The 24,200-nt window shown below is 72.5% G+C and carries 25 protein-coding genes; 18 read left to right on the top strand and 7 right to left on the bottom strand.

Translation table 11 applies throughout. From position 1 onward, the window contains the following. The first annotated feature begins 79 nt into the window (after positions 1-79). The 5 genes from ACZ56E_RS07140 to tsaE all read left to right on the top strand — a co-directional run bounded on the left by ACZ56E_RS07140 (position 80) and on the right by tsaE (position 5,030). Positions 80-448 (top strand): holo-ACP synthase, encoded by a 369-nt coding sequence (locus tag ACZ56E_RS07140; RefSeq protein ID WP_398300225.1) that lies wholly within the window; start codon positions 80-82, stop codon positions 446-448. 39 nt (positions 449-487) lie between these two features. Beyond that, positions 488-1,921: an NAD(P)H-hydrate dehydratase gene (locus tag ACZ56E_RS07145; protein ID WP_471211959.1), complete on the top strand. Its 1,434-nt coding sequence runs from the start codon at positions 488-490 to the stop codon at positions 1,919-1,921. A 96-nt stretch (positions 1,922-2,017) separates the two neighbouring features. Then, positions 2,018-3,178, top strand: coding sequence for an alanine racemase (alr, locus tag ACZ56E_RS07150; RefSeq protein ID WP_471211962.1), 1,161 nt, complete (start codon positions 2,018-2,020; stop codon positions 3,176-3,178). A 14-nt stretch (positions 3,179-3,192) separates the two neighbouring features. Next, entirely contained in the window at positions 3,193-4,401 is a 1,209-nt protein-coding gene (locus tag ACZ56E_RS07155) for an alpha/beta fold hydrolase (protein WP_468604523.1), read from the top strand. A gap of 116 nt (positions 4,402-4,517) precedes the next feature. Next, positions 4,518-5,030, top strand: coding sequence for a tRNA (adenosine(37)-N6)-threonylcarbamoyltransferase complex ATPase subunit type 1 TsaE (gene tsaE, locus ACZ56E_RS07160; RefSeq protein WP_468604525.1), 513 nt, complete (start codon positions 4,518-4,520; stop codon positions 5,028-5,030). Positions 5,031-5,453: 423 nt separating this feature from the next. Here tsaE and ACZ56E_RS07165 read toward each other — a convergent pair whose 3' ends face one another. Next, positions 5,454-6,002, bottom strand: a complete 549-nt coding sequence (locus ACZ56E_RS07165) for a hypothetical protein (RefSeq protein ID WP_471211965.1) — start codon at positions 6,000-6,002, stop codon at positions 5,454-5,456. Positions 6,003-6,114: 112 nt separating this feature from the next. Here ACZ56E_RS07165 and tsaB point away from each other — a divergent pair, with 112 nt between their 5' ends. The 4 genes from tsaB to ACZ56E_RS07185 are packed head-to-tail and all read left to right on the top strand — an operon-like array spanning position 6,115 to position 8,651. Beyond that, entirely contained in the window at positions 6,115-6,771 is a 657-nt protein-coding gene (tsaB, locus tag ACZ56E_RS07170; RefSeq protein ID WP_471211968.1) for a tRNA (adenosine(37)-N6)-threonylcarbamoyltransferase complex dimerization subunit type 1 TsaB, read from the top strand. A 41-nt stretch (positions 6,772-6,812) separates the two neighbouring features. Beyond that, positions 6,813-7,295 carry a ribosomal protein S18-alanine N-acetyltransferase gene (gene rimI / locus ACZ56E_RS07175; protein ID WP_468605035.1) on the top strand — a complete coding sequence of 161 codons (483 nt, stop codon included), beginning with the start codon at positions 6,813-6,815 and terminating at the stop codon, positions 7,293-7,295. After that, the gene (gene tsaD, locus ACZ56E_RS07180; RefSeq protein WP_471211970.1) at positions 7,288-8,394 is read left to right on the top strand and encodes a tRNA (adenosine(37)-N6)-threonylcarbamoyltransferase complex transferase subunit TsaD; all 1,107 of its coding nucleotides are present in this window, start codon (positions 7,288-7,290) and stop codon (positions 8,392-8,394) included. Before rimI ends, tsaD begins: the two co-directional genes overlap by 8 nt. Continuing rightward, positions 8,391-8,651, top strand: coding sequence for a hypothetical protein (locus tag ACZ56E_RS07185; RefSeq protein ID WP_471211971.1), 261 nt, complete (start codon positions 8,391-8,393; stop codon positions 8,649-8,651). The genes tsaD and ACZ56E_RS07185 overlap by 4 nt, the downstream gene beginning before the upstream one ends. Here ACZ56E_RS07185 and ACZ56E_RS07190 read toward each other — a convergent pair. Together ACZ56E_RS07190 and ACZ56E_RS07195 are read right to left on the bottom strand one after the other, a co-directional pair. Next, positions 8,648-9,319 carry a class I SAM-dependent methyltransferase gene (locus ACZ56E_RS07190; protein ID WP_471211973.1) on the bottom strand — a complete coding sequence of 224 codons (672 nt, stop codon included), beginning with the start codon at positions 9,317-9,319 and terminating at the stop codon, positions 8,648-8,650. The genes ACZ56E_RS07185 and ACZ56E_RS07190 overlap by 4 nt on opposite strands. Before the next feature lie 28 nt (positions 9,320-9,347). Then, positions 9,348-10,898: a TetR/AcrR family transcriptional regulator gene (locus tag ACZ56E_RS07195; protein WP_471211975.1), complete on the bottom strand. Its 1,551-nt coding sequence runs from the start codon at positions 10,896-10,898 to the stop codon at positions 9,348-9,350. Between the two features lie 382 nt (positions 10,899-11,280). On the opposite strand from ACZ56E_RS07195, the gene ACZ56E_RS07200 reads away from it, so the two are divergent. The 3 genes from ACZ56E_RS07200 (at position 11,281) to ACZ56E_RS07210 (ending at position 14,542) form a co-directional block, all read left to right on the top strand. Next, complete coding sequence (locus tag ACZ56E_RS07200; protein WP_471211978.1) at positions 11,281-12,801, top strand: MFS transporter; 1,521 nt, start codon at positions 11,281-11,283, stop codon at positions 12,799-12,801. Positions 12,802-12,843: 42 nt separating this feature from the next. Next, on the top strand, positions 12,844-13,197 hold the full coding sequence (locus tag ACZ56E_RS07205; protein ID WP_471211980.1) for a YciI family protein: 354 nt from the start codon (positions 12,844-12,846) through the stop codon (positions 13,195-13,197). A 73-nt stretch (positions 13,198-13,270) separates the two neighbouring features. Continuing rightward, the gene (locus tag ACZ56E_RS07210) at positions 13,271-14,542 is read left to right on the top strand and encodes an RNA polymerase sigma factor (RefSeq protein WP_471211982.1); all 1,272 of its coding nucleotides are present in this window, start codon (positions 13,271-13,273) and stop codon (positions 14,540-14,542) included. 26 nt (positions 14,543-14,568) lie between these two features. On the opposite strand, the gene ACZ56E_RS07215 is transcribed toward ACZ56E_RS07210, so the two are convergent. Beyond that, positions 14,569-15,807: a THUMP-like domain-containing protein gene (locus ACZ56E_RS07215; protein ID WP_471211985.1), complete on the bottom strand. Its 1,239-nt coding sequence runs from the start codon at positions 15,805-15,807 to the stop codon at positions 14,569-14,571. 82 nt (positions 15,808-15,889) lie between these two features. Here ACZ56E_RS07215 and ACZ56E_RS07220 point away from each other — a divergent pair, with 82 nt between their 5' ends. From ACZ56E_RS07220 to groL, 3 genes are all read left to right on the top strand, one after another. Continuing rightward, positions 15,890-16,816 (top strand): polysaccharide deacetylase family protein, encoded by a 927-nt coding sequence (locus ACZ56E_RS07220; protein ID WP_471211988.1) that lies wholly within the window; start codon positions 15,890-15,892, stop codon positions 16,814-16,816. Between the two features lie 478 nt (positions 16,817-17,294). Beyond that, positions 17,295-17,603 (top strand): co-chaperone GroES, encoded by a 309-nt coding sequence (gene groES / locus ACZ56E_RS07225; protein ID WP_006347174.1) that lies wholly within the window; start codon positions 17,295-17,297, stop codon positions 17,601-17,603. Positions 17,604-17,716: 113 nt separating this feature from the next. Then, positions 17,717-19,345, top strand: a complete 1,629-nt coding sequence (gene groL / locus ACZ56E_RS07230) for a chaperonin GroEL (RefSeq protein ID WP_398300260.1) — start codon at positions 17,717-17,719, stop codon at positions 19,343-19,345. A gap of 169 nt (positions 19,346-19,514) precedes the next feature. On the opposite strand, the gene ACZ56E_RS07235 is transcribed toward groL, so the two are convergent. Both ACZ56E_RS07235 and ACZ56E_RS07240 read right to left on the bottom strand, forming a co-directional pair. After that, the gene (locus tag ACZ56E_RS07235; RefSeq protein WP_471211992.1) at positions 19,515-20,288 is read right to left on the bottom strand and encodes an SDR family NAD(P)-dependent oxidoreductase; all 774 of its coding nucleotides are present in this window, start codon (positions 20,286-20,288) and stop codon (positions 19,515-19,517) included. Between the two features lie 9 nt (positions 20,289-20,297). Then, the gene (locus ACZ56E_RS07240; protein WP_471211995.1) at positions 20,298-20,978 is read right to left on the bottom strand and encodes an MOSC domain-containing protein; all 681 of its coding nucleotides are present in this window, start codon (positions 20,976-20,978) and stop codon (positions 20,298-20,300) included. Positions 20,979-21,059: 81 nt separating this feature from the next. Here ACZ56E_RS07240 and ACZ56E_RS07245 point away from each other — a divergent pair, with 81 nt between their 5' ends. After that, positions 21,060-21,956, top strand: coding sequence for a LysR family transcriptional regulator (locus ACZ56E_RS07245; RefSeq protein ID WP_468604552.1), 897 nt, complete (start codon positions 21,060-21,062; stop codon positions 21,954-21,956). Between the two features lie 40 nt (positions 21,957-21,996). On the opposite strand, the gene ACZ56E_RS07250 is transcribed toward ACZ56E_RS07245, so the two are convergent. Beyond that, positions 21,997-22,371: a WhiB family transcriptional regulator gene (locus tag ACZ56E_RS07250; RefSeq protein WP_471211998.1), complete on the bottom strand. Its 375-nt coding sequence runs from the start codon at positions 22,369-22,371 to the stop codon at positions 21,997-21,999. 390 nt (positions 22,372-22,761) lie between these two features. Between ACZ56E_RS07250 and ACZ56E_RS07255 the strand changes: the two genes are divergently transcribed. Both ACZ56E_RS07255 and ACZ56E_RS07260 read left to right on the top strand, forming a co-directional pair. Further along, positions 22,762-23,373 (top strand): response regulator transcription factor, encoded by a 612-nt coding sequence (locus ACZ56E_RS07255; protein WP_003948568.1) that lies wholly within the window; start codon positions 22,762-22,764, stop codon positions 23,371-23,373. 245 nt (positions 23,374-23,618) lie between these two features. Next, positions 23,619-24,194 (top strand): sigma-70 family RNA polymerase sigma factor, encoded by a 576-nt coding sequence (locus tag ACZ56E_RS07260; RefSeq protein ID WP_468604556.1) that lies wholly within the window; start codon positions 23,619-23,621, stop codon positions 24,192-24,194. Positions 24,195-24,200 lie beyond the last annotated feature (6 nt).

Below are 24,200 nucleotides of genomic sequence, written 5' to 3' on the forward strand. Positions count from 1 at the left end.
GGATGGGGTGGTGGGTGGGGGGTGGGGTACGTCACCCGGGCCGCGCCGGGGGGCCGGGGAGCTGTGTCAGGCTGAGCCGGTGATTATCGGGGTTGGCATTGACGTGGCGGAGATCGAGCGGTTCGGGGCGGCGCTGGAGCGGACGCCCGGGATGGCCGATCGGCTGTTCGTGGAGAGCGAGTTGCTGCTGCCGGGCGGCGAGCGGCGGGGGATCGCTTCGCTGGCGGCGCGGTTCGCGGCGAAGGAGGCGCTGGCGAAGGCGCTGGGGGCGCCGGCCGGGCTCCGGTGGACGGACGCCGAGGTGTATGTGGAGGAGAGCGGACAGCCGCGGGTGCGGGTGCGCGGGACGGTGGCCGAGCGGGCTTCCGCGCTGGGGGTCCGGTCGTGGCACGTGTCGCTCAGCCATGACGCGGGGGTCGCCTCCGCGGTGGTGGTGGCGGAGGGCTAGGACAGGCCCCAAAGGCTCCGCGCGGGGGAGACTGGGGGGATGCGTACTGCGTATGGCGTGGAGAGGGTCCGGGCGGGCGAGCGCGTGGTCATGGCGCGGGGGCCCGAAGGTGTACTGATGCAGCGTGCGGCGGCGGGGCTCGCCGCCGAGTGCGCGCAGCTGCTCGGCAAGGTGTACGGGACGAGAGTCACGCTGCTGGTGGGCAGCGGGGACAACGGCGGCGACGCCCTGTACGCCGGGGCCAGGCTGGCGCGGCGGGGAGCCGGGGTCAGTGCCGTGCTGCTCGCTCCGGAGCGGGCCCATGCCGGTGGGCTCGCCGCTCTGCGCGGGGCCGGTGGCTCGGCGGTGGGGGCGGACGACCCGCGGGCCGAGGGGCTGGTGCGCGGGGCGCGGCTCGTGGTCGACGGGATCGTGGGGATCGGCGGGCGGGGCGGGCTGCGGGAGCGTGCCGCGGCGCTCGTCGCGGCCGCCGGGGACGCGCTGGTCGTCGCCGTCGATGTGCCCAGCGGGGTGGACGCCGATACCGGCGAGGTGCGCGGGGATGCGGTGCGGGCCGATGTGACGGTGACCTTCGGGGCGTACAAGCCGGGGCTGCTGGTCGATCCCGGACGGGAGTACGCCGGTGCCGTGCGGCTCGTGGACATCGGGCTCGGACTGGGCGTGGACGAGGCGGAGTTGGAGGCTCTCCAGTTCGCGGATGTCGCCCGGCTGCTGCCCGTGCCCGGCGGGGAGAGCGACAAGTACCGGCGGGGTGTGGTGGGGATCGTCGCCGGGTCCGCCCGGTATCCGGGGGCCGCGGTGCTCGCCGTGGCGGGGGCGTTGCGCGGGGGCGCGGGTGCCGTGCGGTACGTGGGGCCGGCGGCCGACGCCGTCATCGCGCGGTTCCCCGAGACCCTGGTGTCCACCGGGCCGCCGTCGAAGGCCGGGCGCGTGCAGGCGTGGGTCGTGGGGCCCGGGCTCGGGGACGACGGGGAGCGGCTGGGGGAGGTCCTGGCCGCCGACGTGCCGGTGCTGATCGACGCCGACGGGCTGCGGCTCGCCGGGGAGCGGGAGGTGCGGGAGCGCGCTGCTCCCACGCTGCTCACGCCGCACGCGGGGGAGGCCGCCGCCCTGCTCGGTGTCGCCCGCGAGGAGGTCGAGGCGGGGCGGCTCTCCGCCGTACGGGAGCTGGCGCGGCGGTACGGGGCGACGGTGCTGTTGAAGGGGTCCACGACCTTGGTCGCCTCGGCGACAGGGGCCGTGCGGGTCAATCCGACCGGGACGGCCTGGCTCGCCACCGCGGGCAGCGGCGATGTGCTGTCCGGGCTCGCCGGGTCCCTGCTGGCGGCGGGGCTCGACGCGCGGGACGCGGGGTCCGTCGGCGCGTATCTGCACGGCCTCGCCGGGCGGCACGCGGCGGACGGCGCTCCGGTGTCGGCGCAGGACGTGGCCGAGGCGGTCCCCGCCGTGTGGCGGGAGGTCAGGAGGGCGTAGCCGCGCCGCTCCAGGGTGGGGCGGGCCTGCTGGTGCGAGGCGTTCCCAACCGGTGGCAGCGGGGGCTGTCGGCGGGCTCTGAGACACTTGTCCGCGATGAACGAGACAGCCCCTTTCCGCGTCCGCGCCGAGATCGACCTCGCCGCCCTCCGCGCCAACGTGCGCGCGCTGCGCGCCCACGCGCCGGGCGCCGCGTTCATGGCCGTGGTGAAGGCCGACGCGTACGGCCACGGAATGGTGCCCTGCGCCAAGGCAGCCCGCCAGGCGGGCGCCACCTGGATCGGCACCGCGACGCCCGAGGAGGCCCTCGCGCTGCGTGCCGCGGGCCTGCCGGGGCGGATCATGTGCTGGCTGTGGACGCCGGGCGGCCCGTGGCACGAGGGCGTCGAGGCCGACCTGGACATGTCGGTGAGCGCCCTGTGGGCGCTGGACGAGGTGACGGCCGCCGCCCGTGCGGCGGGGCGGACCGCCCGTATCCAGCTGAAGGCCGACACGGGCCTCGGGCGGAACGGCTGCATGCCGGCCGACTGGCCCGAGCTCGTCGAGCAGGCCCTGCGCGCCGAGGCCGAGGGGCTGGTCCGGGTCACCGGCCTCTGGTCGCACTTCGCGTGCGCCGACGAGCCGGGGCACCCGTCGATCGCCGGCCAGCTCACGGTCTTCCGCGAGATGGTGGCGCAGGCCGAGGAGATGGGAATACGGCCCGAGGTGCGGCACATCGCCAACTCGCCGGGGACGCTGACGCTTCCGGAGACGCACTTCGATCTCGTCCGGCCCGGCATCGCGATGTACGGCATCTCGCCGAGCCCCGAGGTCGGCACCCCCGAGGACTTCGGGCTGCGGCCCGTCATGACGCTCTCCGCCTCGCTCGCCCATGTGAAGCACGCCCCGGCCGGCCACGGCGTGAGCTACGGCCATCACTACGTCACCCCCGGCGAGACGACCCTCGGCCTCGTCCCCGCGGGTTACGGCGACGGAATCCCGCGGCACGCCTCCGGCACGGGCCCGGTGCTCGTCGGCGGGAAGCTGCGGACGGCCGCGGGCCGGATCGCGATGGACCAGTTCGTGGTGGACCTCGGCGGGGACGAGCCCGAAGTGGGCGCGGAGGCGGTGCTGTTCGGGCCCGGCGACCGGGGCGAGCCGACCGCCGAGGACTGGGCGCAGGCCGCCGGCACCATCGCGTACGAGATCGTCACCCGCATCGGATCGCGCGTCCCGCGCGTCCTCCTGAACGAGCGGCCTGACGACACCGGGAACTGAACGAGGAGCGGCACGTGAGCGAGAGCAGCACGGGGGCGGCCGCGGCGGAAGCGGTGACGGAGGTCGCCGCCGCGGCCGGGAACTGGCGCCGGGCCGGGGTGGCGGGCGCCGCGATAGGCGTGATCGCCGCGGGCGCGGCGGCCGGTGTGGCCATAGAGCGCCTGACCGTGGGCCGCGGCATGCGCAAGAAGGCACGCCTCGCGCTCGACGCTGCGGGGCCGTACGGCTCGCTGCGCGGCATGCCCGGCACGGCGTACGCGGACGACGGCACGGAGCTTTCGTACGAGGTCGAGGAGGTCGAGGACGACGGCGGCGAGGACCCGCGGCGGCGCAGGCTCTTCGGCCGCCGGGCGCCCGCGCCCGTCACCGTCGTCTTCAGCCACGGCTACTGCCTGAACCAGGACTCCTGGCACTTCCAGCGGGCCGCCCTGCGCGGCGTCGTCCGCGCCGTCTACTGGGACCAGCGCAGCCACGCCAGGTCGGGGCGCGGCGTCGACCAGCTCGAGCACGGCGTGCCGGTCTCCATCGACCAGCTCGGCCGCGACCTGAAGGCCGTCATCGACGCGGCGGCGCCCGAGGGGCCGCTCGTCCTCGTCGGGCACTCCATGGGCGGCATGACGACCATGGCGTTCGCCGACCAGTTCCCGGAGCTGATCCGCGAGCGCGTGGTGGGTGTCGCCCTGGTCGGTACGTCGTCGGGGCAGCTCGGTCAGGTGAACTTCGGGCTACCGGTGGCCGGGATGAACGCGGTGCGGCGGGTGCTGCCCGGACTGCTGCGGGCGATGGGGTCGCAGGCCGAGCTCGTGGAGCGGGGGCGGCGGGCCACCGCGGATCTGTTCGCGGGGGTCATCAAGCGCTATTCGTTCTCGCGCAGGGACGTGGACCCGGCCATCGCGCGGTTCGCCGAGCGGATGATCGAGTCGACGCCGATCGACGTGGTCGCGGAGTTCTATCCGGCGTTCGCCGAGCACGACAAGGCGGAGGCGCTCAAGCACTTCGCCGAGCTGCCGGTGCTCGTGCTCGCCGGGGACAAGGACCTGGTCACGCCGAGCGAGCACAGCGAGGCGATCGCGCAGCGGCTGCCGGACGCCGAGCTGGTCCTCGTCCCGGACGCCGGGCACCTGGTCATGCTGGAGCACCCGGAGGTGGTCATGGACCGCCTCGCGGATCTGCTGGTGCGGGCGGGGGCGGTTCCGGAGGCGGGCCTGGCCGACGGGGGCTGAGCGCGCGGCCGGTTCCGGGGGCGGGCCCGGCGGACGGCGGCTGAGCGCGGAGGAGGGGCGGTCCCGGTGCCGACGGCGGCTGAGCGGGATGGGTTCCAGCCGCTACCGTGGGCGGTATGGAAGCACCGCACCACCAGGCCCCCGCCGCCACTCTCAAGATCTCCGTCAACTCCCCCGAACAGATGGGCGAGTTGGGTCGCCGCCTGGCCAAACTCCTGCGCCCCGGCGACCTCGTCATGCTCACCGGCGAGCTCGGCGCCGGCAAGACCACGCTGACCCGCGGCCTCGGTGAGGGCCTCGGCGTGCGCGGCGCCGTCACCTCCCCGACCTTCGTCATCGCCCGCGTGCACCCGCCGCTCGGCGAGGGTCCCGCGCTGGTGCACGTCGACGCGTACCGCCTGGGCGGCGGGCTCGACGAGATGGAGGACCTGGACCTCGACGTCTCCCTGCCCGAATCGGTGATCGTCGTGGAGTGGGGCGACGGCAAGGTGGAGGAGCTGTCGGAGGACCGGCTGCACGTCGTGATCGACCGTGCGGTGGGCGACACGACGGACGACGGGCGCGAGGTGACGCTCACCGGACTCGGCGGGCGGTGGGCGGACGCGGACCTGGCGTCCCTGGGCGCCTGACCCCCACTGAACCCCTCAGCCCCGGGCCTGTCGCCCGGGGCTTTCTCGTACGTTCGACCGAACGTTCCGACAAGACGTCGGCAAAATGTTGCGCTGCGTGCGTCGGGCGTGGTCACATGGATACCGGAGCTAGTTAGGTCTACCTAACTTCGTCTGCCCCGGAGCCCCCAGGAGGCATCCATGTCGGCTTCAGAACATGACGCACACGCTCAGCCGCGCGGGACCAGGCTGCCGGGACCAGCGGCCGGCGTGCACCCCTCGCACCTGTCGAATCCCTCGATGAGCGACCTGCTCGCGTCGTGCGCCGCCGCGAGCGCCGTCTCCACGCCTCCGCGCGACCCGGAACCGGTCGGGGGCGTCCGCGCGGAACGGCGGCGTCCGGCTCACTGATCGCGAGCCCCGCCGATCACCGTCAGCGGCTGATCAGGGAACGACGACGACCTTCTTCTCGCGCAGCGCGAACTCCCACATCGCGTTGCCGTGGGCACGCGACTCGCGGATGCCGCCCGTCTTCTTCGACGGGTCCGGCTTCGGCGTCGAGCCGTCGACGGCCGCGCTGAAGCCGACCGCGACGCCCTGGCTGCTCGTGAAGATCACGACGTGCTCGATCGGCACGCCGTCCGTACCGGTGACACGACCGGTGCGGGAGGTGACGGCGTACGTGCCCGGGGCCGGGTCGACCGTGCCCGGGGTCACCTCGAAGGTGAGCTTCACCTTGCCGGACGCCTCGACGAGCCAGACCCGGTCGTCCTCCAGGGAGTACACGACCCGCTCGCCGGTGCCGGACTGCGCGGGCAGCACCGCGGGGTTCTTCTTGTCCTTGGGGGAGCGGGAGGCCGAGGCCGAGGGGGACGCGTCGGGCTTGCCCATGCTGTCGGGGGCGTTGGCCGAGGCCTGGTAGGCGAGGAAGCCGACCGCGGCGAGCGCAGCGGCGGTGAGCCCGGCCACGAATCCCGAGCTGCTCCTTGACACCTTGCGCCACCCACCTCTTCGTACTGCGTACGGCTACGGAGTGACGGTAGCAGCAGGCGCCCCGCATCCCGGGTCGGCCGTGCGCCGGGCGTCGGAGCCGTAGGCTGTTCGCGTGCTCTTGCTCGCTCTGGATACCGCAACGCCCGCCGTCACCGTCGCCCTCCACGACGGCTCCTCCGTCATCGCGGAGTCGAGCCAGGTCGACGCCCGGCGCCATGGAGAACTGCTCCTTCCGGCCGTCGACCGCGTGCTCGCCGACGCAGGCCTCGGCCTCGACGCCGTGACCGGCATCGTCGTCGGTGTCGGCCCCGGCCCCTACACCGGCCTCCGCGTCGGCCTGATGACCGCCGACACGTTCGGCCTCGCGCTCGGCGTCCCCGTGCACGGCGTGTGCACGCTGGACGGCCTCGCGTACGCCTCCGGGATCGAAAGCGGCCCCTTCGTGGTGGCCACCGACGCCCGGCGCAAGGAGGTCTACTGGGCCCGCTACGACGACGTACGCACTCGTGCGAGTGACGCCGCCGTCGACCGGCCCGCCGACATCGCCGCCGAGGTCGAGGGCCTGCCCGCCGTCGGCGCGGGCGCGCTCCTCTACCCCGACACGTTCCCCGACGCGCGCGCCCCCGAGCACGTGTCGGCGGGTGCCCTCGCGTCGCTGGCCGCCGAGAAGCTGGCCGCGGGCGAGGAGCTCCTGGAGCCGCGGCCGCTGTACCTGCGCAGGCCCGACGCGCAGGTGCCCAAGAACTACAAGGTGGTCACCCCCAAGTGACCCCGGCGACGCAGGTGACCGAGTCCGCCGCGCTGCGTGAGATGCGCTGGTGGGACATCGACGCGGTGTTCGTCCTGGAGAAGGAGCTCTTCCCGGACGACGCCTGGTCGCGCGGGATGTTCTGGTCCGAGCTCGCCCACGCGCGCGGACCCCTCGCCACCCGCCGCTACGTGGTCGCCATGGACGGCGACCGCCTCGTCGGTTACGCGGGGCTCGCCGCGTCGGGAGACCTCGCCGACGTCCAGACCATCGCCGTCGCCCGCGACCACTGGGGCACCGGGCTCGGCGCCCGGCTCCTCACCGACCTGCTCCAGGCCGCGACCGCCTTCGAGTGCTCCGAAGTGATGCTGGAAGTGCGGGTCGACAACACCCGGGCGCAGAAGCTGTACGAGCGCTTCGGCTTCGAGCCCATCGGCTTCCGGCGCGGCTACTACCAGCCCGGCAACGTGGACGCCCTGGTCATGCGCCGCACCGATCCCTCCACCCCCGTATCAGGCGTACAAGGAACCGAGATTCATGGCTGACTCGCGCGACGAACCCCTCGTCCTCGGCATCGAGACCTCCTGCGACGAGACCGGCGTCGGCATCGTCCGCGGCACCACGCTGCTCGCGGACGCCGTCGCCTCCAGCGTCGACGAGCACGCGCGCTTCGGCGGCGTCGTGCCCGAAGTGGCCTCCCGCGCCCACCTCGAAGCGATGGTGCCCACCATCGAACGCGCGCTGAAGGAAGCGGGCGTGAGCGCGAAGGACCTCGACGGCATCGCGGTGACCGCGGGCCCCGGCCTCGCGGGCGCGCTGCTCGTCGGCGTCTCCGCCGCCAAGGCGTACGCGTACGCCCTCGGCAAGCCGCTCTACGGCGTCAACCACCTGGCCTCGCACATCTGTGTGGACCAGCTGGAGCACGGGCCGCTGCCCGAGCCGACGATGGCGCTCCTGGTGTCCGGCGGCCACTCGTCGCTGCTGCTGTCCACCGACATCACCTCGGACGTGCGGCCGCTCGGCTCGACCATCGACGACGCGGCGGGCGAGGCCTTCGACAAGATCGCGCGGGTGCTGAACCTCGGCTTCCCCGGCGGCCCCGTCATCGACCGCTACGCCCGCGAGGGCGACCCGGCGGCGATCGCCTTCCCGCGCGGTCTGACCGGCCCGCGCGACCCGGCCTACGACTTCTCCTTCTCCGGTCTGAAGACGTCCGTCGCCCGCTGGATCGAGGCGAAGCGGGCCGCGGGCGAGGAGGTGCCGGTGCGGGACGTGTCGGCGTCCTTCCAGGAGGCCGTCGTCGACGTGCTGACTCGTAAGGCTGTTCGGGCCTGCAAGGACGAAGGTGTCGACCACCTCATGATCGGCGGTGGCGTGGCCGCCAACTCGCGGCTGCGGGCGCTGGCGCAGGAGCGGTGCGAGAAGGCCGGCATCCGGCTGCGCGTGCCGCGCCCGAAGCTGTGCACGGACAACGGCGCGATGGTCGCGGCCCTCGGCGCCGAGATGGTGGCCCGCAACCGGGCGGCCTCGTCCTGGGACCTCTCGGCGGACTCGTCGCTCCCGGTGACCGAGCCGCACGTGCCGGGCCACACGCATACGCACGACCACGTGCACGAGGTCAGCAAGGAGAACCTGTACTCGTGAGCGTCGCCCTGATGTGGGAGGCCCGGGCTGTCGAGGGGCGGGGAGCGGAACTGCTCGCGTGGGCGAGGGCCCAGGAGCTCGCCGGCACCCCGCTCCGCCGCGAGACGTTCCGGGCGCCGCAGGACCGGGTGCTCGTCATCACCTGGTGGGACGCGACGCTCGACACCGAACTGCCCGAACTGCCAGAGCCCGGCGAGGACCTGGTGACGCGGGCGGTGCACCGGTGGCGCTTCGAGTCGGTCGAGGAGGAGGGCTAGGCCTCCTCGACGGGCTTTCGGTGCATCGGCTTCCGGCGCATCGGCTTTCGGTGCATCGGCTTTCGGTACGTCAGCAGGTAGCGCCAGAAGAGCAGTTGGCGCACGCTGCTGCCGGGCAGGAGGCGGGCGGCTTCGGCGCGGATCTCGGAAAGCCGCATGTCGGGCTGCCGTACGGGGGCCTTGAGCGGCGGCTCGTACGTGCCGCGCAGCCGCTCCGCCGCGTACACCGTCGCCCGGGCCACCGCGTTGGCGGGGGACGCGGCGAGGTCCCACCAGGTCGTCCCGGCGTAGCAGCCGAGGACGAGCAGGGTGCCGCCCGGGGCGAGGGCGTCGCGCAGGCGCGTGACCGTGGCGAACGGCATGTGGTGCAGGCTCGCCAGGCAGGTGATGGCGTCGTAGTGGCCTTCGGGCAGCGCCTCCTCGGTCACGTCCGCCTGCCGGAAGCGGGGGCCGCCGCCGAGCATTTCGGCTGCGGCGATGACCTCCGCCGAGGGGTCGAGCGCGTCGACCGCGTAGCCGTGGGCCGCGAGACGGCGGGCGAAGCGGCCGGTGCCGCAGCCGATGTCGAGGGCGGTACGGCTTCCCGGCGACAGACCCCCCAAGCTCTGTAGATTCCTCAGGTTCCTCAGGAGCAGCCGGTGGTAGTGGTCGTTGTGGTCGAAGGGCATGCGGGGGAGCGTCGCACACCCTTTCCGGTCACCCGGGGCGTTTCGCTCGGCCCAGCAACCCGTCGATCACCGCGTCCAGTTGCTGTGCCACGTCGTAGTCCTCGGTCAGCTCGGGCCAGCGATCGGCGAGTGCCGCGAGGTGGGGGAGCTCGGTGGGGTCCACGTCCGTGAGCATGTCGGGGAAGTGGCGCTTGCGGCCCGGGTCCTCGGCGCGGCGTGCCATCGCGTGGCGGAACACGAGGTCTCCGTAGACGCAGTGCCAGATGGTCCGGTACGCCCGGACGGCATCCTCCGGGGTGAGCCCGCAGTCGATGCCCGCGCCGACGATCTCCTCGACCATCCAGAGAGCACCCTTGTCGGTGAGGTCCCCGAGACTCAGCACCTCCACCACCCAGGGCATCTGCGCCAGCGTGCCGTGCATGTGGAGGGAGACGGCGAGGAGGCGGGCGCGCGGGTCGGTGGGCAGGTCGGGGCGGGGGAGCGCGGCGGCCGTCCCGGAGAGCGTGAGCATCAGGAGCTCGTCCTTGTCGCGCACATGGTGGTAGAGCGCCATCGGAGTCGTCCCGACCTCCTTGGCGACCCGACGCATGCTCAGGGCGGCGACGCCCTCCGCGGCCAGAATCCGCCGAGCGGCCTCGACGACAGTCTCCACCCCAATCCGCCGAGGCCGCCCCACCCGCCGCTTCTTCCCCCCACCACTGGGCGCACCATCGGCCGCACCGCCTCCCTCGCGGCCGCCTGAGCCGCCCGCCTCGCTGCTGGGCGCGCCTCCCTCGTCACCGGCTGCACCGCTCGCCTCGCCGCTGGCTGCGTCGCCCGTCGCACCGCTGGGCGCGCCTCCCGGCTGGCCGTCTGCCTCGCCGCTGGGCCTGCCGCCTGCCCGGCCGCTCGGCCTGCGGCCTGCCTTGCCGGCCGTCTCGCCGCTGGGCCTGCCGACCAGCCTGCCGCTTGGCCCGCCGACTGGCCTGCTGCTCGGTTCGTCGCTGGGTCCGCTGCTCGTCTCGCCGCTGGCTCCGCCGACTACCCCGCTGCCGGGCTCGCTGCCCGGCCCGCTGCTCGGTTCGCCGATTGCCTCGCTGGCTGTCTGGCTGCTCGGTTCGTCGGCCGTCTCGCCGCCCCTCTTGCCGCTGGGCCCGCTGACTCCCTTGCCGCTCGGTTGGCTGCCCGATCCGCTGCTCGGTTCGTCGCCGGACGGGCTGGCCGTCTCGCCGTTGGGCCCGCCGACTACTGCCTCGCCGCCCCTCGGCGTACCGCTGGGCGTGCCGCCCGGCCGGCCGGCCGGCTTGCTGTTGGGTCCGCCGACCGGCCTGCTGCTCGGTTCGCCGCGTGCCTCGCCGCTGGGCCCACTGCTCGGTTCGTCGCTGGGCCCGCCGCTCGGCCCGACTGCCTCGCTGCCCGTCTTGCTGCTGGGCCCGTCGGTCGTCTTGCCGCTGGGTTCGCCGGCCGTCTCGCCGCTCGGCCCGCTGCTGGGCGCGCCTCCCGGTCGGCCGGTCGTCTCGCTGCTGGGCCCGCCGACCGGCCCGCCGCTCGGCCCGACTGCCTCGCTGCCCGTCTTGCTGCTGGGCCCATCGGCCGTCATGCCGCTGGGTCCGCCGGCCGTCTCGCCGCTCGGCACGCTGCTGGGCGCGCCTCCCGGTCGGCCGGTCGTCTCGCTGCTGGGCGCGCCTCCCGTCCCGCCGCCCCTCTCACCCCTCGGCGTGCCGCTGAGCCCGCCTCCCGGCTGGCCGTCCCGCTCGCCCCCCAGTTGGCCGCCCGGCCCGCCGCTGGGCCCGCTTCTCCGTCGGCCGCCCAGGCCGGCGCCGGGGGCGTCGCCCGTCTCGCCAACCGGCCCCCCGCCCGTCTCTCCCGCTGTCCCGTCCAGGTTTCTCTCTGTTGCCACTCGCCCATTGTCGTGCCTGGCGGGCCTCCTGCCCGCGCAGGGCTTGCGGAGTTTCTATACGCGTATAGTAATGTCCGTTGGCATGGTGACCAAGGTGAACTCGAATGCTTCGCAAGGGCGTTGGCTGCTGCCGGTGTTGCTTGCCGTGCAGTTCCTCGTCTCCCTCGACATGTCTGTCGTCAACATCGCTCTGCCCGATATGGGCGACGACCTCGGCTTCGCCCCGGACTCGCTGCTCTGGGTCGTCAATGCCTATGCGCTCGCCTTCGGCGGTCTGCTCATGCTCGGGGGGCGCCTCGCCGATCTGGTCGGGCGGCGGCGGACCCTTCTCTGGGGCTTCGCGCTCTTCGGTGCGGCGAGCCTCGCGGGCGGGCTCGCCCTCGCGCCGGGGCAGCTCATCGCCGCGCGGGCGGTCCAGGGCGCGGGCGCGGCGGCACTCGCTCCCGTCGCCCTCGCCCTGATCACCGTCAACTACGCGGCGGGGCCCGTGCGGTCCCGGGCGCTCGGTCTCTGGGGCGTCTCCGGCGCGCTCGGCGGCGCGGTCGGGATCATGGCGGGGGGTGTGCTCACGGATTGGGTCGGCTGGCGTTCCGTGATGCTCGTCAATGTCCCCGTCGTGCTCGCCGCGCTCCTCGCCGCCCGCCACGGCGTACCCGCCGACCGCCGCACCGGGCCCGCGCCCCGCCTCGACGTCACGGGCGCCCTGCTCGTCACGGCGGGCATGACGGTGCTCGTACTCGGCCTCGTGCGCACGGACACGTATGCGTGGGGCTCAGGCGTCACGCTGGGCACCCTCGGCACGGCGGCCGCGCTGCTCGGGGCCTTCGTCGCCGTCGAGGCCCGCAAGCGGGAGCCCCTGCTGCGGCTCGGCCTGCTCGGCCCGGCACACCGCCCCGTGCTCTCCGCGAACGTCTTCGCACTGCTGATGTCCTCCGGGCAGTTCGCCGCCTTCTACTTCACCTCGCTCCACCTCCAGCAGGTGATGGGGTACGGGCCGACGGCGGCCGGCGCCGCGTTCCTGCCGTTCTGCGCGGGCGTAGTGGCCGGGTCGACGGTCGCGACCAGGACCGTGGGGCGTCTCGGCGAGCGGGCGCTGCTCGTGACGGGCGGGCTGCTCGGAGCCGCCGGATCCGGCTGGTTCGCACTGACGGTCGAGGCGGGCAGCACGTTCCTGAGCTCCGTCCTCGGCCCCTCACTCGTCGCGAGCGTCGGCATCGGCATGTGCTTCGTGCCGCTGGGCACAGCGGCGACCAGCGGCGTCGACCCCGCGGAGACCGGCATGGCCGCCGGCCTGCTCAACAGCTCGCGCCAGCTCGGCGGCTCGCTGGGCCTCGCGGTCCTCGTCACGGTCGCCGCGCACACCACGGGCCCGGAGCGGGACCCGGGCGCGCTCGCCGACGGGTACGCGGCCGCCTTCGCCGTGTCGGCGGCCCTCCTCGTGGCGGCCGCCCTCGCGACGGCGGTGCTCCACGGACGCCGTACACCCACCCCGGCACCGCTGCGACCTGCGGAAACCCCCTCCGGCGCAGACACACACGAAGAAACTTCGAAAAATCTCGGCGACGATGTCGAAACGGGCGTCTCCCGTTCGTCGCAAGGGTGAGAGGCGAGGAGAAGCCCCGCCGCCACCCGATGGGAGACCACCATGCCGCGCTACCTGATGCTGATCCGCATCGACGAGAACAACGTCCCCGAGGGCGGCCCGAGCCCCGAGCTGCAGGAGCGCATGGGCGCACTGCTCGAAGAGATCACCAAGGCCGGGGTGATGCTCGACACCGCGGGCCTGAAGCCGACCTCCGAAGGCACCCGCGTGACGTGGGACAAGGGTGAACTGTCCACCACCGACGGCCCCTTCACCGAGACCAAGGAGGTCATCGGCGGTTACTTGATCTACCAGGCCAAGGACATGGCCGAGGCGGTCGAGTGGACCACACGGTTCCTCAAGACCCACGACGACCACTGGACGATCACCGCGGAGGTCCGGGAGATCGAGGGCTGAGAGCCACAGGCTCCGAGAGCCGCCGAAGACCGGCGCGCGCCTTTGCGGGTCCCGTGCGGGGATGCTCTGATGGATGGCCGTGAGCCATCCGCCGGAGCAGCCCCGCCAGGTCGTCGAGACCGTCTTCCGCATGGAGTCGCCGCGCATCATCGCCGGCGTCACGCGGATCGTACGGGACGTCGGCATCGCCGAGGAGCTGGCGCAGGACGCCCTGGTGGCGGCCCTCGAACGGTGGCCCGGGGAGGGTGTCCCCGACAACCCGGGCGCCTGGCTCATGGCCACCGCCCGGCACCGCGCCATCGACTTGGTGCGCCGCCGTGAGCGCTACGCCCAGAAGCTCGCGGAGGTCGGCCGCGACCTGGAGACCACGGCGCCCCACGTCGACGAGACCGCCGACCCCGACGCCATCGACGACGACCTGCTGCGCCTCATCTTCACGGCCTGCCACCCGGTGCTCTCCGCCGAGTCCCGCGTGGCGCTCACGCTGCGCCTCCTCGGCGGCCTGACCACCGGGGAGATCGCCCGCGCCGTCCTCGCCTCCGAGTCGACCGTCGCGCAGCGGATCGTCCGCGCCAAGCGCGCCCTCGCCGCCGGCGGCATCGACTTCGAGGTCCCCTACGGCCCGGACCGCGAAGCCCGCCTCGGCTCGGTCCTCGAAGTCATCTACCTGATCTTCAACGAGGGGTACGCCGCCACGGCGGGGGACAACCTGCTGCGCCCCGCCCTGTGCGAGGACGCGCTGCGTCTCGCCCGGGTGCTCGCCGCCCTGATGCCCGAGGAGTCCGAAGTGCACGGCTTGGCCGCACTGTTGGAGCTCCAGGCCTCGCGCACGGCGGCGCGCACGGGCCCGTCGGGCGAGCCCGTGCTGCTCAAGGACCAGAACCGCACCCGCTGGAACCAGCTCCTCGTCCGGCGCGGTTTCGCCGCGCTCGCGCGGGCGCAGAGCATGGCCGCATCGCCCGCCGGGGGCCTCGGCCCGTACGCCCTCCAGGCCGCGATCGCCGCCTGCCACGCGCACGCACACACGTACGAGGACACCGACTGGCAGCAGATCGCCGTCCTCTACGGCCTGCTCGCCGCCCGCGCCCCGTCCCCGGTGGTCGAGCTGAACCGGGCGGTCGCGGTCGCGATGGCCCAGGGCACGGAGGCCGGCCTCGTCCTGGTCGACGCGCTCGCCGCCGAGTCCGCGCTGCGCGACTACCACTTGCTGCCCAGCGTGCGCGGTGACCTCCTGGCACGGCTCGGCCGGCGGGCGGAGGCCCGCGCGGAGTTCGAGCGCGCGGCGTCGCTGGCCCGCAACATGCGGGAGCGGGAGCTGCTGCTGGAACGGGCGGCCGGCTGTTAGGACGCCACGGCCCTCAGGTCACCGGGTCACCGGGCCACCGGGTGGCCGATCAGCATGGTCGGGGCGCCCGCGACGCGGGTCAGGAAGACGGTCGCCGCGTTCTTCCCCTGCGGCTTCACCTTGCGCCGCAGCTCCTCCGGCTCGACGGCGGAACCGCGCTTCTTGACGGTGAGGATGCCGACCCCGCGCTCCCGCAGCAGCGCCTTCAGCTTCTTCACGTTGAAGGGCAGCTGGTCGGTGATCTCGTACGCGGTGGCGTACGGGGTGTCGTGCCGGGCGTCGGAAGTGACGTACGCAATGGTCTCGTCGATGAGCCCGCCCTCGACCCGCGCGGCGACCTCGGCGACCAGGTGGGCGCGGATGACGGCGCCGTCGGGCTCGTACAGGTAACGCCCGACCGGACGCACCTCGGGGTCCGGCAGCATCGCGGCGAGCGTGGTCCACAGGGAGGCGTCGCCTGGCAGGAGCGTCGCGCGGTGCGAGGCGGGGGTGTCCGTGCCGAACCACAGCACGGCCTCCTTCACGTCGCCGCCGTCCGAGATCCACTCGGCGCCGGCCTCGGCGGGGATCGCCTCGTGCGGGATGCCGGGCGCGATCTTCAGCGCGGCGAGCGGGGCCTTGAGCGCGGCGCCGATCGCCCAGGACAGGGGCGGGGAGTAGGCCTCGGGGTCGAAGATCCGGCCGCGCCCGCCCCGCCGTGCCGGGTCGACGAAGACGGCGTCGTACGCGGAGGTGTCCACCTCGGTGACATCCGCCTCCCGGACCTCGATGAGGTCGGCGAGACCGAGGACCTCGGCGTTGGCGCGGGCCGCGGCGCAGGTCAGGGGGTCGCGGTCGACGGCGAGCACGGAGATCCCGGCCCGCGCGAGAGCGATGGCGTCGCCGCCGATGCCGCAGCAGAGGTCGGCCAGTGAACGGACGCCCAGGTCCCGGAAGCTCGTGGCGCGGTGGGCGGCGACGGAGGCGCGCGTGGACTGCTCGACGCCGTTCGGCGTGAAGAACATCCGGGCCGCGTCCTCGGCGCCGAACTTCGCTTCGGCCCGGCGGCGCAGCCGTGCCTGCGCGATGGCGGCGGAGACCAGGAGCGCCGGGTGCGTGCGGCGCAGCCGGGTGGCGGCGGCGAGCTCCTGCGCGGGCTCGACGTCCCGCACCTCGTCGAGCAGGGCCAGGCCCTCGTCGGTGCGCAGGGCGGCGAAGGCGGCGAGGGGGTCGCCGAGGTCGGTCTCGTGGCCGCTCGGCGTGTTCGGGTCGTTCACCTGCCCCATTGTGGGCCAGTCGGTGGATGGTGCGCGGCCGGTGGCGGTGTCGGGCCCTCGCTACGGCCTTGAGCTGCGAGGATCCGGCGCCATGCAACTAGTACGACAAAAGGAAGAATCCGCCAGAAGACGGAAGAATCAGGTGCGTGTCCTGGTGGCCGCCCTGTCCGTCGCGGCGATCGCATCGGGCTGCGTCTCCGGAGACGGATCCGACGGCGCGACACCGGCCCACGGCCAGCAGCCGCTCAACGCCCCACCCGCCCGCGCCCTCGACTCCTACGCCAGGAAACTCGCCGCGGTCCAGGTGGCACGGGCCGCGGCGGCCAAGCGCTGGGGCCTGGCCAGGACCCCGCTGGCGGCACCCGCGCCGCCCAGGACCAAGCCGCGGCTCACCACCCGCAAGGGCTTCGAGGTCACGGAGCAGAAGGGCCTGCCGCCGGTCTTCACGACCATCCCCACCAAGAAGAAGGTCGTCTTCCTGACCATCGACGACGGCGCCGAGAAGGACCCCGCGCTGCTGAGGATGATGAGCGACCTGCGCATCCCGTACACCGCGTTCCTCAGCGACTACCTCGTCAAGGAGGACTACGCCTACTTCAAGAAGATGCAGTCCCGCGGTGTCGTCCTGAACAACCACACCCTCAACCACCGCTACATGCCCGGACTTTCGTACGAGGGGCAGCGCCGCGAGATCTGCGGCATGCAGGACGTCATCCAGAAGCGCTACGGCAAACGCCCCGAGCTCTTCCGCCCGCCGTACGGCAACTACAACGAGGACACCCTGCGCGCCGCCAAGGCCTGCGGGATCAAGGCGGTGCCCCTCTGGGCTTCGGAGGCCTTCGCCGACCGCATGGAGTGGCGCGAGTGGGACAAGGACCTGCACCCCGGCGACATCATCCTCACGCACTTCCGGGGGCGTGAGGACTGGAAGGGCACCATGCCCGACATGGTCCGCCGCGTCATGAAGACGGTCACCGCCAGGGGGTACGCGGTGGCGAGGCTGGAGGACTACCTGTGACCCCGCGGGCGCGAGCGCGCCGCCGCATCCTCGCCGCGGCCCTCCTGTACGGAACACTCGCGCCCGCACTCCTCACAGGCTGCGCGGACTCGGTGGACCCGATCGAGCGCCTGGGCAGAAAGGCAGCGGAGAAGCTCCCTTCGCGCAAGCCCACAGCCACGGGTGAGCCGCGCCCCATCCGCTGTGCCGAGCACGAGGAACCGAGGCGCCCACCTGTCGCCGACAGGGAACCCCAGACAACCGCGACCCGTTGCCCCGAAGGGGTGCCTCACACCCCACTCCGCTGACGCCCGGCGCGCAGCCGATTGGCACTCCGCTTGACCGAGTGCTAACCCGCGTCCTAGTCTCGCTTCTGGCACTCCCCACTGGAGAGTGCCAACAGCGACGGGCAGGTCCGGCACCCGCGACGACGGATCCACCTGGTCGCCACACCTCAGACTCTTAACCCCGTGAGATCTCCGAAGGGGGAGACCGGATCGTGACGACCGCCAGCTCCAAGGTTGCCATCAAGCCGCTTGAGGACCGCATTGTGGTCCAGCCGCTCGACGCCGAGCAGACCACGGCCTCCGGCCTGGTCATTCCGGACACCGCGAAGGAGAAGCCCCAGGAGGGTGCTGTCCTCGCCGTGGGCCCGGGCCGCTTCGAGAACGGCGAGCGCCTGCCGCTCGACGTGAAGGTCGGCGATGTCGTGCTGTACAGCAAGTACGGCGGCACCGAGGTGAAGTACAACGGCGACGAGTACCTCGTCCTCTCGGCCCGCGACGTGCTCGCGATCGTCGAGAAGTAATTCACCCAGCAGATTTGCTTTCCGAGCTGCGCCCCTGGTCACCCCGCTAGTTGCCGGGCGGCGAGGGGCGTAGTTCGTTACAACCGAGTTTTCGAGAGGGCTGAATCGCTCCCATGGCGAAGATCCTGAAGTTCGACGAGGACGCCCGTCGCGCCCTTGAGCGCGGCGTCAACAAGCTTGCCGACACGGTCAAGGTGACGATCGGCCCCCGCGGCCGCAACGTCGTCATCGACAAGAAGTTCGGCGCCCCGACCATCACCAACGACGGCGTCACCATCGCCCGCGAGGTAGAGGTCGACGACCCGTACGAGAACCTCGGCGCCCAGCTGGTGAAGGAGGTGGCGACCAAGACCAACGACATCGCGGGTGACGGCACCACCACCGCCACCGTGCTCGCCCAGGCCCTGGTCAAGGAAGGCCTGCGCAACGTCGCCGCCGGCGCCTCCCCGGCCGCCCTGAAGAAGGGCATCGACGCCGCCGTCGCGGCCGTCTCCGAGGAGCTCCTCGCCACCGCCCGCCCGATCGACGACAAGGCCGACATCGCGGCCGTCGCCGGTCTGTCGGCCCAGGACCCGCAGGTCGGCGAGCTCATCGCCGAGGCGATGGACAAGGTCGGCAAGGACGGTGTCATCACCGTCGAGGAATCCAACACCTTCGGCCTGGAGCTCGACTTCACCGAGGGCATGGCCTTCGACAAGGGCTACCTGTCGCCGTACATGGTGTCCGACCAGGAGCGTATGGAGGCCGTCCTCGACGACCCGTACATCCTGATCCACCAGGGCAAGATCTCGTCGATCCAGGACCTCCTGCCGCTGCTCGAGAAGGTCATCCAGGCCAACTCCTCGAAGCCGCTCCTGATCATCGCCGAGGACGTCGAGGGCGAGGCCCTGTCGACCCTGGTCGTGAACAAGATCCGCGGCACCTTCAACGCCGTCGCGGTGAAGGCCCCCGGCTTCGGCGACCGCCGCAAGGCGATGCTCGGCGACATGGCCACCCTCACCGGTGCCACCGTCATCGCCGAGGAGGTCGGCCTCAAGCTCGACCAGGTCGGCCTGGACGTGCTCGGCACCGCCCGCCGCGTCACCATCACCAAGGACGACACGACGATCGTCGACGGCGGCGGCAACAAGGCCGACGCCGACGCCCGCGTCGCCCAGATCAAGGCCGAGATCGAGGCCACGGACTCCGACTGGGACCGCGAGAAGCTCCAGGAGCGCCTCGCGAAGCTGGCCGGCGGCGTGTGCGTCATCAAGGTCGGCGCCGCCACCGAGGTGGAGCTGAAGGAGAAGAAGCACCGTCTGGAGGACGCCATCTCCGCGACCCGCGCCGCGGTCGAGGAGGGCATCGTCTCCGGTGGTGGCTCCGCTCTGGTGCACGCCGTCAAGGTCCTCGAGGGCAACCTCGGCAAGGAGGGCGACGAGGCCACCGGTGTCGCCGTCGTCCGCCGCGCCGCCGTCGAGCCGCTGCGCTGGATCGCCGAGAACGCCGGCCTCGAGGGCTACGTCATCACCTCGAAGGTCGCCGAGCTCGAGAAGGGCTTCGGCTTCAACGCCGCGACCGGTGAGTACGGCGACCTGGTCAAGGCCGGCGTCATCGACCCGGTCAAGGTCACCCGCTCCGCCCTGGAGAACGCCGCGTCGATCGCTTCGCTGCTCCTCACGACCGAGACCCTGGTCGTCGAGAAGCCGGCCGAGGAAGAGGCCGACGCCGGTCACAGCCACGGTCACGGTCACTCCCACTGACCGCTGCGCTCGCTTGAACGGTGACTGAGGCCCGGCTCCCCTATACGGGAGCCGGGCCTCAGCCCCTTCCGGCTTCGCTTCTGCCCGGTTGCGCTTTGCGCGCCGGGTGCGGGTTGTTCGTGGCCGGCCGCGCAGTTCCCCGCGCCCCTAACGGGGCGCCCCCGGGACGCTACTGCGGGCCGTACTTGCGGCCCGTTCGGGACGTGACGCCCCCGAGCAGATTCCGTGGCGTCACCTTCACCACCCCCATCAGCGCCTTGTACCGCGGGTCCGGGATGGAGAGTGTCTTGCCCCGGGCAAGGTCGGCCAGCGCCGCCGCGACCAGCTTGTCCGCGTCGAGCCACATCCAGTTGGGGATGTTGGACGTGCCCATCCCGGCCCGCTGGTGGAACTCCGTGCGGACGAAGCCGGGGCAGAGCGCCATCAGCCGCACCCCGGACCCGGCCAGGTCCTTCGCCGCGCCCTGCGTGAACTGCACGACCCACGCCTTCGACGCGCCGTACGTCCCGCGCGGCACGAACGCCGCCACCGACGCGACGTTCACGACCCCGCCCCGGCCGCGGTCCCGCATCGAGGCGGTCGCGGCCGACGTCAGCCGCAGCACCGCCTCGCAGTGCACCTTGAGCATGGTCAGCTCGTCGGCCATCGAGACTTCCAGATACCGCCCCTTGTTGCCGAACCCCGCGTTGTTGATCAGCAGGTCGACCGGGTCCCTCCGGTTCGACAGCCGCTGCTCGACCGCCTCGATGCCCGCGTCCGTCGCGAGGTCGGCGGTGAGCACCTCCGCCTCGATGCCGTGCCGGTCGTGCAGCTCGGTCGCCTGTTCGCGCAGCCGCTTGGTGTCGCGAGCCACCAGCACGAGGTTGTGCCCGTCACCCGCGAGACGCCGCGCGAAGGCGGCGCCGATGCCGGCGGTAGATCCCGTAATCAGAGCCGTAGTCATGGACCAAGGCTAGTGAGATCGCGTGACCCCGTGCTGCGCCATGTACTTGCGGGCCCGCTGGGCCGTCCCGGGGTGCAGCGCGTCGCCCGCCGCGAGCAGCTGCGGCAGCAGCGCCTTCTCCGTCGTGACGGCCCGGTACTGCAGGCCGACGGTGACCTCGTGCGCCGGCCGGTGCAGGATCTCGATGCGGTCCCCGGCCCGGATCTCACCCGGTTCGATCACCCGCAGATACGCGCCGGGGGCGCCCCCATCGGTGAACCGCTTGATCCACCCCTTCTCGCCGAGGTGGCCCTGGAACGTACGGCAGGGAATGCGGCCGCTCGTCACCTCGAGCACCAGATCGGCGCCTATCCGCCAGCGCTCGCCGATCTTCGCGCCGTTCACGTCGACCCCGGACGTCGTGAGGTTCTCGCCGAAGGAGCCGTTGGGCAGGGCCCGCCCGAGCGTCTCCTCCCAGGTGTCGAGGTCCTCGCGCGCGTAGGCGTACACCGCCTGGTCGTTGCCTCCGTGGTGCCGCAGGTCGGAGATCTCGTCACCGTCGACGCCGCTCCCGCCGACCCCCTTCGCGCCCGGCGCGGCCACCCGCACGGGTCCGGGAACCGGACGCTTGTCGATCCCGGTGAGACCGGAGGGCGCGGCGGTGTACTCGGACGGCTTGCGGCGGCCCACGTTTACAGAAAGAAGCTCCATGGCAGGCAGGCTAAGGGAGACGCCCTCAAAGGCGCGACGTACTATTTCGCGACATGTCCAAGCGTCGCTTATGATCGAACCATGATCGAGGCCCGTCATCTCCGTGTTCTGCGCGCCGTGGCCGCCACCGGCTCCTTCTCGGCCGCGGCCCGTGAGCTCGGCTGCACCCAGCCCGCCGTCAGCCAGCAGATGAAGGCGCTCGAATCCTCGGCCGGCACGCCGCTGCTGATCCGCACGGGCCGTGAGATGCGCCTGACGCAGGCGGGCGAGGCACTCGTCCGGCACGCGGCGGGCATCCTCGCCGGGCTCACCGCCGCGGAGGAGGAGGTCGCCGCGATCGCGGGCCTGCGCGCGGGCCGGGTCCGGCTCGTCTCCTTCCCCAGCGGCAGCTCGACCCTCGTCCCCTGCGCCCTCGCGGCCTTGCGTGCCGCACATCCCGGCACGCGCGTGTCGCTCGTCGAGGCCGAGCCGCCGCGCTCCGTGGAGATGCTGCGCGAGGGCGACTGCGACGTCGCGCTGGCGTTCCGGTACGAAGGGGCGACGGCGGCGGAGGAGTGGGGCGACCTCGTCGTGCGGCCGCTGCTCGCGGACCGGCTCGTCGGCCTCGTGCCGGAGGGGCACCGGCTCGCCGACGCGGAATCGGTCACCATCGGGGAGTTCGCGGACGAGTCGTGGATCGCGGGCTGCCCCCGCTGCCGCAGGCAACTGGTGGAGGTCTGCGAGAGCGCGGGCTTCGTGCCCCGGATCGATTTCGCGACCGACGACTATCCGGCCGTGATCGGCCTGGTCGGGGCCGGTCTGGGAGTGGCGGTGCTGCCCGAGCTCGCGATCGAGTCGGTGCGCCCCAAGGGCGCCCGCACCGTGACGGTGGAGCCTGCCGTGCAGCGGGAGATCGTCGCGCTCACCCTGCCGGATCTGGCACAGGTGCCTGCCGTCGCCGCCACGCTGGACCACCTCGCGCGGGCCGCGGCCCGCTGATCGGCACCCCTGCGGGGGCACCCCGAGAAGAAACGTTCCTTCAGCCGTGCGACACGGAACTGTGTGACACGGAGCCGTGTGACACGGAGCTGTGTGACACGGCGCCGCTCGACGAGGCGGCCGCCGTGACGAGTCTGTTGCGGGCCCGCCCCATGAGCTCTTCGCGCTCGTCCTCGGTCAGCCCGCCCCATACGCCGTAGGGCTCGCGCACCGCGAGCGCGTGCGCGGCGCACTCCGCCCGCACCGGGCACCGCATGCAGACCTCCTTGGCCGAGTTCTCGCGTGCGCTGCGCGCCGCTCCCCGCTCGCCCTCCGGGTGGAAGAAGAGCGAGCTGTCGACCCCACGGCAGGCCGCGAGGAGCTGCCAGTCCCAGAGATCTGCGTTCGGTCCGGGAAGGCGGGAGAAATCTGCCATTGCTGGTCCCCTTGGTGCCGTTCTGACGCGGATACGGTGCCGATGACCGTACATCTACTGTCTAAGGAGATGAAAATATGACTCATTGCGAATCTAGCCATAGACACCAGGAAAAGGGAAGAAAAGGCGCTAAATGGGGCATAGGTTGTGATGAAAGGTTGAGGGTGTCCCGCGCGCTCTCCGCTGTGTCCGCACCCTCACGTAGAGTGCCGAAGGTGGCTGACCGCCCCGTAACTCTTTCGGGTGACCGTCGTTGAGAGTGCGGAGGCGGTTGAAGAAACAAGCGCTCGGGCAGGTGTCCGAGAGCGTCAACCGCACAGGTGACGAATAAGTACCAGCCTGGAGGCTCAAGGTGACGCGCAGCAGCTGTGAGAGCCGCGGAGGACAGTCATGACATCGGTCCTCGTCTGCGACGACTCCCCGCTTGCCCGAGAGGCGCTCCGCCGCGCGGTCGCGACCGTGCCCGGCGTAGAGCGTGTGACGACTGCGGCCAACGGCGAGGAAGTCCTCCGCCGCTGGGGCGCCGACCGCTCGGACCTGATTCTGATGGACGTACGCATGCCCGGTCTCGGGGGTGTGGAGACCGTCCGGCGGCTGCTGTCCGCCGACCCCGGTGCGCGCATCATCATGCTCACCGTCGCCGAGGACCTGGACGGGGTCGCGCTCGCGGTCGCCGCGGGTGCCCGCGGCTATCTGCACAAGGACGCCTCGCGCGCCGAGCTGCGGGCGACCGTCACCCAGGCGCTCGCCGACCCGACGTGGCGGCTCGCCCCGCGCAGACTGCGTTCGGCCGAGATGGGCGCCGCGCCCACCCTCACCGCGCGCGAGATCCAGGTCCTCGAAGGCATGAGCCACGGCCGGTCGAACGCGGAGATCGGCCGTGAGCTCTTCCTCTCCGAGGACACGGTGAAGACGCACGCCAGGCGCCTCTTCAAGAAGCTCGGCGCCTCGGACCGGGCACACGCCGTGGCGCTCGGATTCCGCTGGGGTCTGGTCCGCTGAGTGCACCGCCACGGGGGCACGGCGATCCCCGTCCGCCACCCGGTGGGCGGGGCGGCCGACGCCCGTGGCTGCTTGTTTCGCCGCCGATGCCGCATCCTTGAGGTGTGGAGTTCCTCGGGGACGAGTCGATCGAGCGGGAGGGGAGGGCGCAGGAGATGAGTTCCGGCGCACCTGCTCATAACGCTTCAGTGCACAACTACGGACGCGGTGCCGCGGATCAGTCGCCGTCAAGGCACCATGGACCGATGCGCGATGACAAGACGTCGGTGATCGGTGCCCTCGTTCTTCGCGCTGTGGAGGGCGACGAGCAGGCCACGCACGACCTGCTGGCACACGTGCACCCGCTCGCGCTGCGCTACTGCCGCACCCGTCTGTCCCGACTTCCGGGTGATGCTCGGCACTTCGTGGAGGACCTGGCGCAGGAAGTCTGTGTCGCCGTCCTCCTCGCCCTGCCGCGCTACAAGGACACGGGCCGCCCCTTCGAAGCCTTCGTCTTCGCGATCGCGGCGCACAAGGTCGCCGACCTTCAGCGCGCGGCGATGCGGCACCCCGGATCCACCGCGGTGCCCTCCGACGAGATGCCGGAGCGGCCCGACGACTCGCTCGGCCCGGAGGAGCGCGCGCTGCTCAGCAGTGACGCGGAGTGGGCCAAGAAGCTCCTCGCCAACCTTCCGGACAACCAGCGCGAGCTGCTGCTCCTGCGGATCGCCGTCGGCCTCACGGCCGAGGAGACCGGACAGATGCTGGGCATGTCCCCGGGGGCGGTGCGGGTCGCGCAGCACCGGGCGCTGAGCCGTCTGCGGGCGCTCGCCGAGCAGTGAGGACAC

The sequence above is a fragment of the Streptomyces sp. NPDC039480 genome (genome assembly GCF_055597165.1).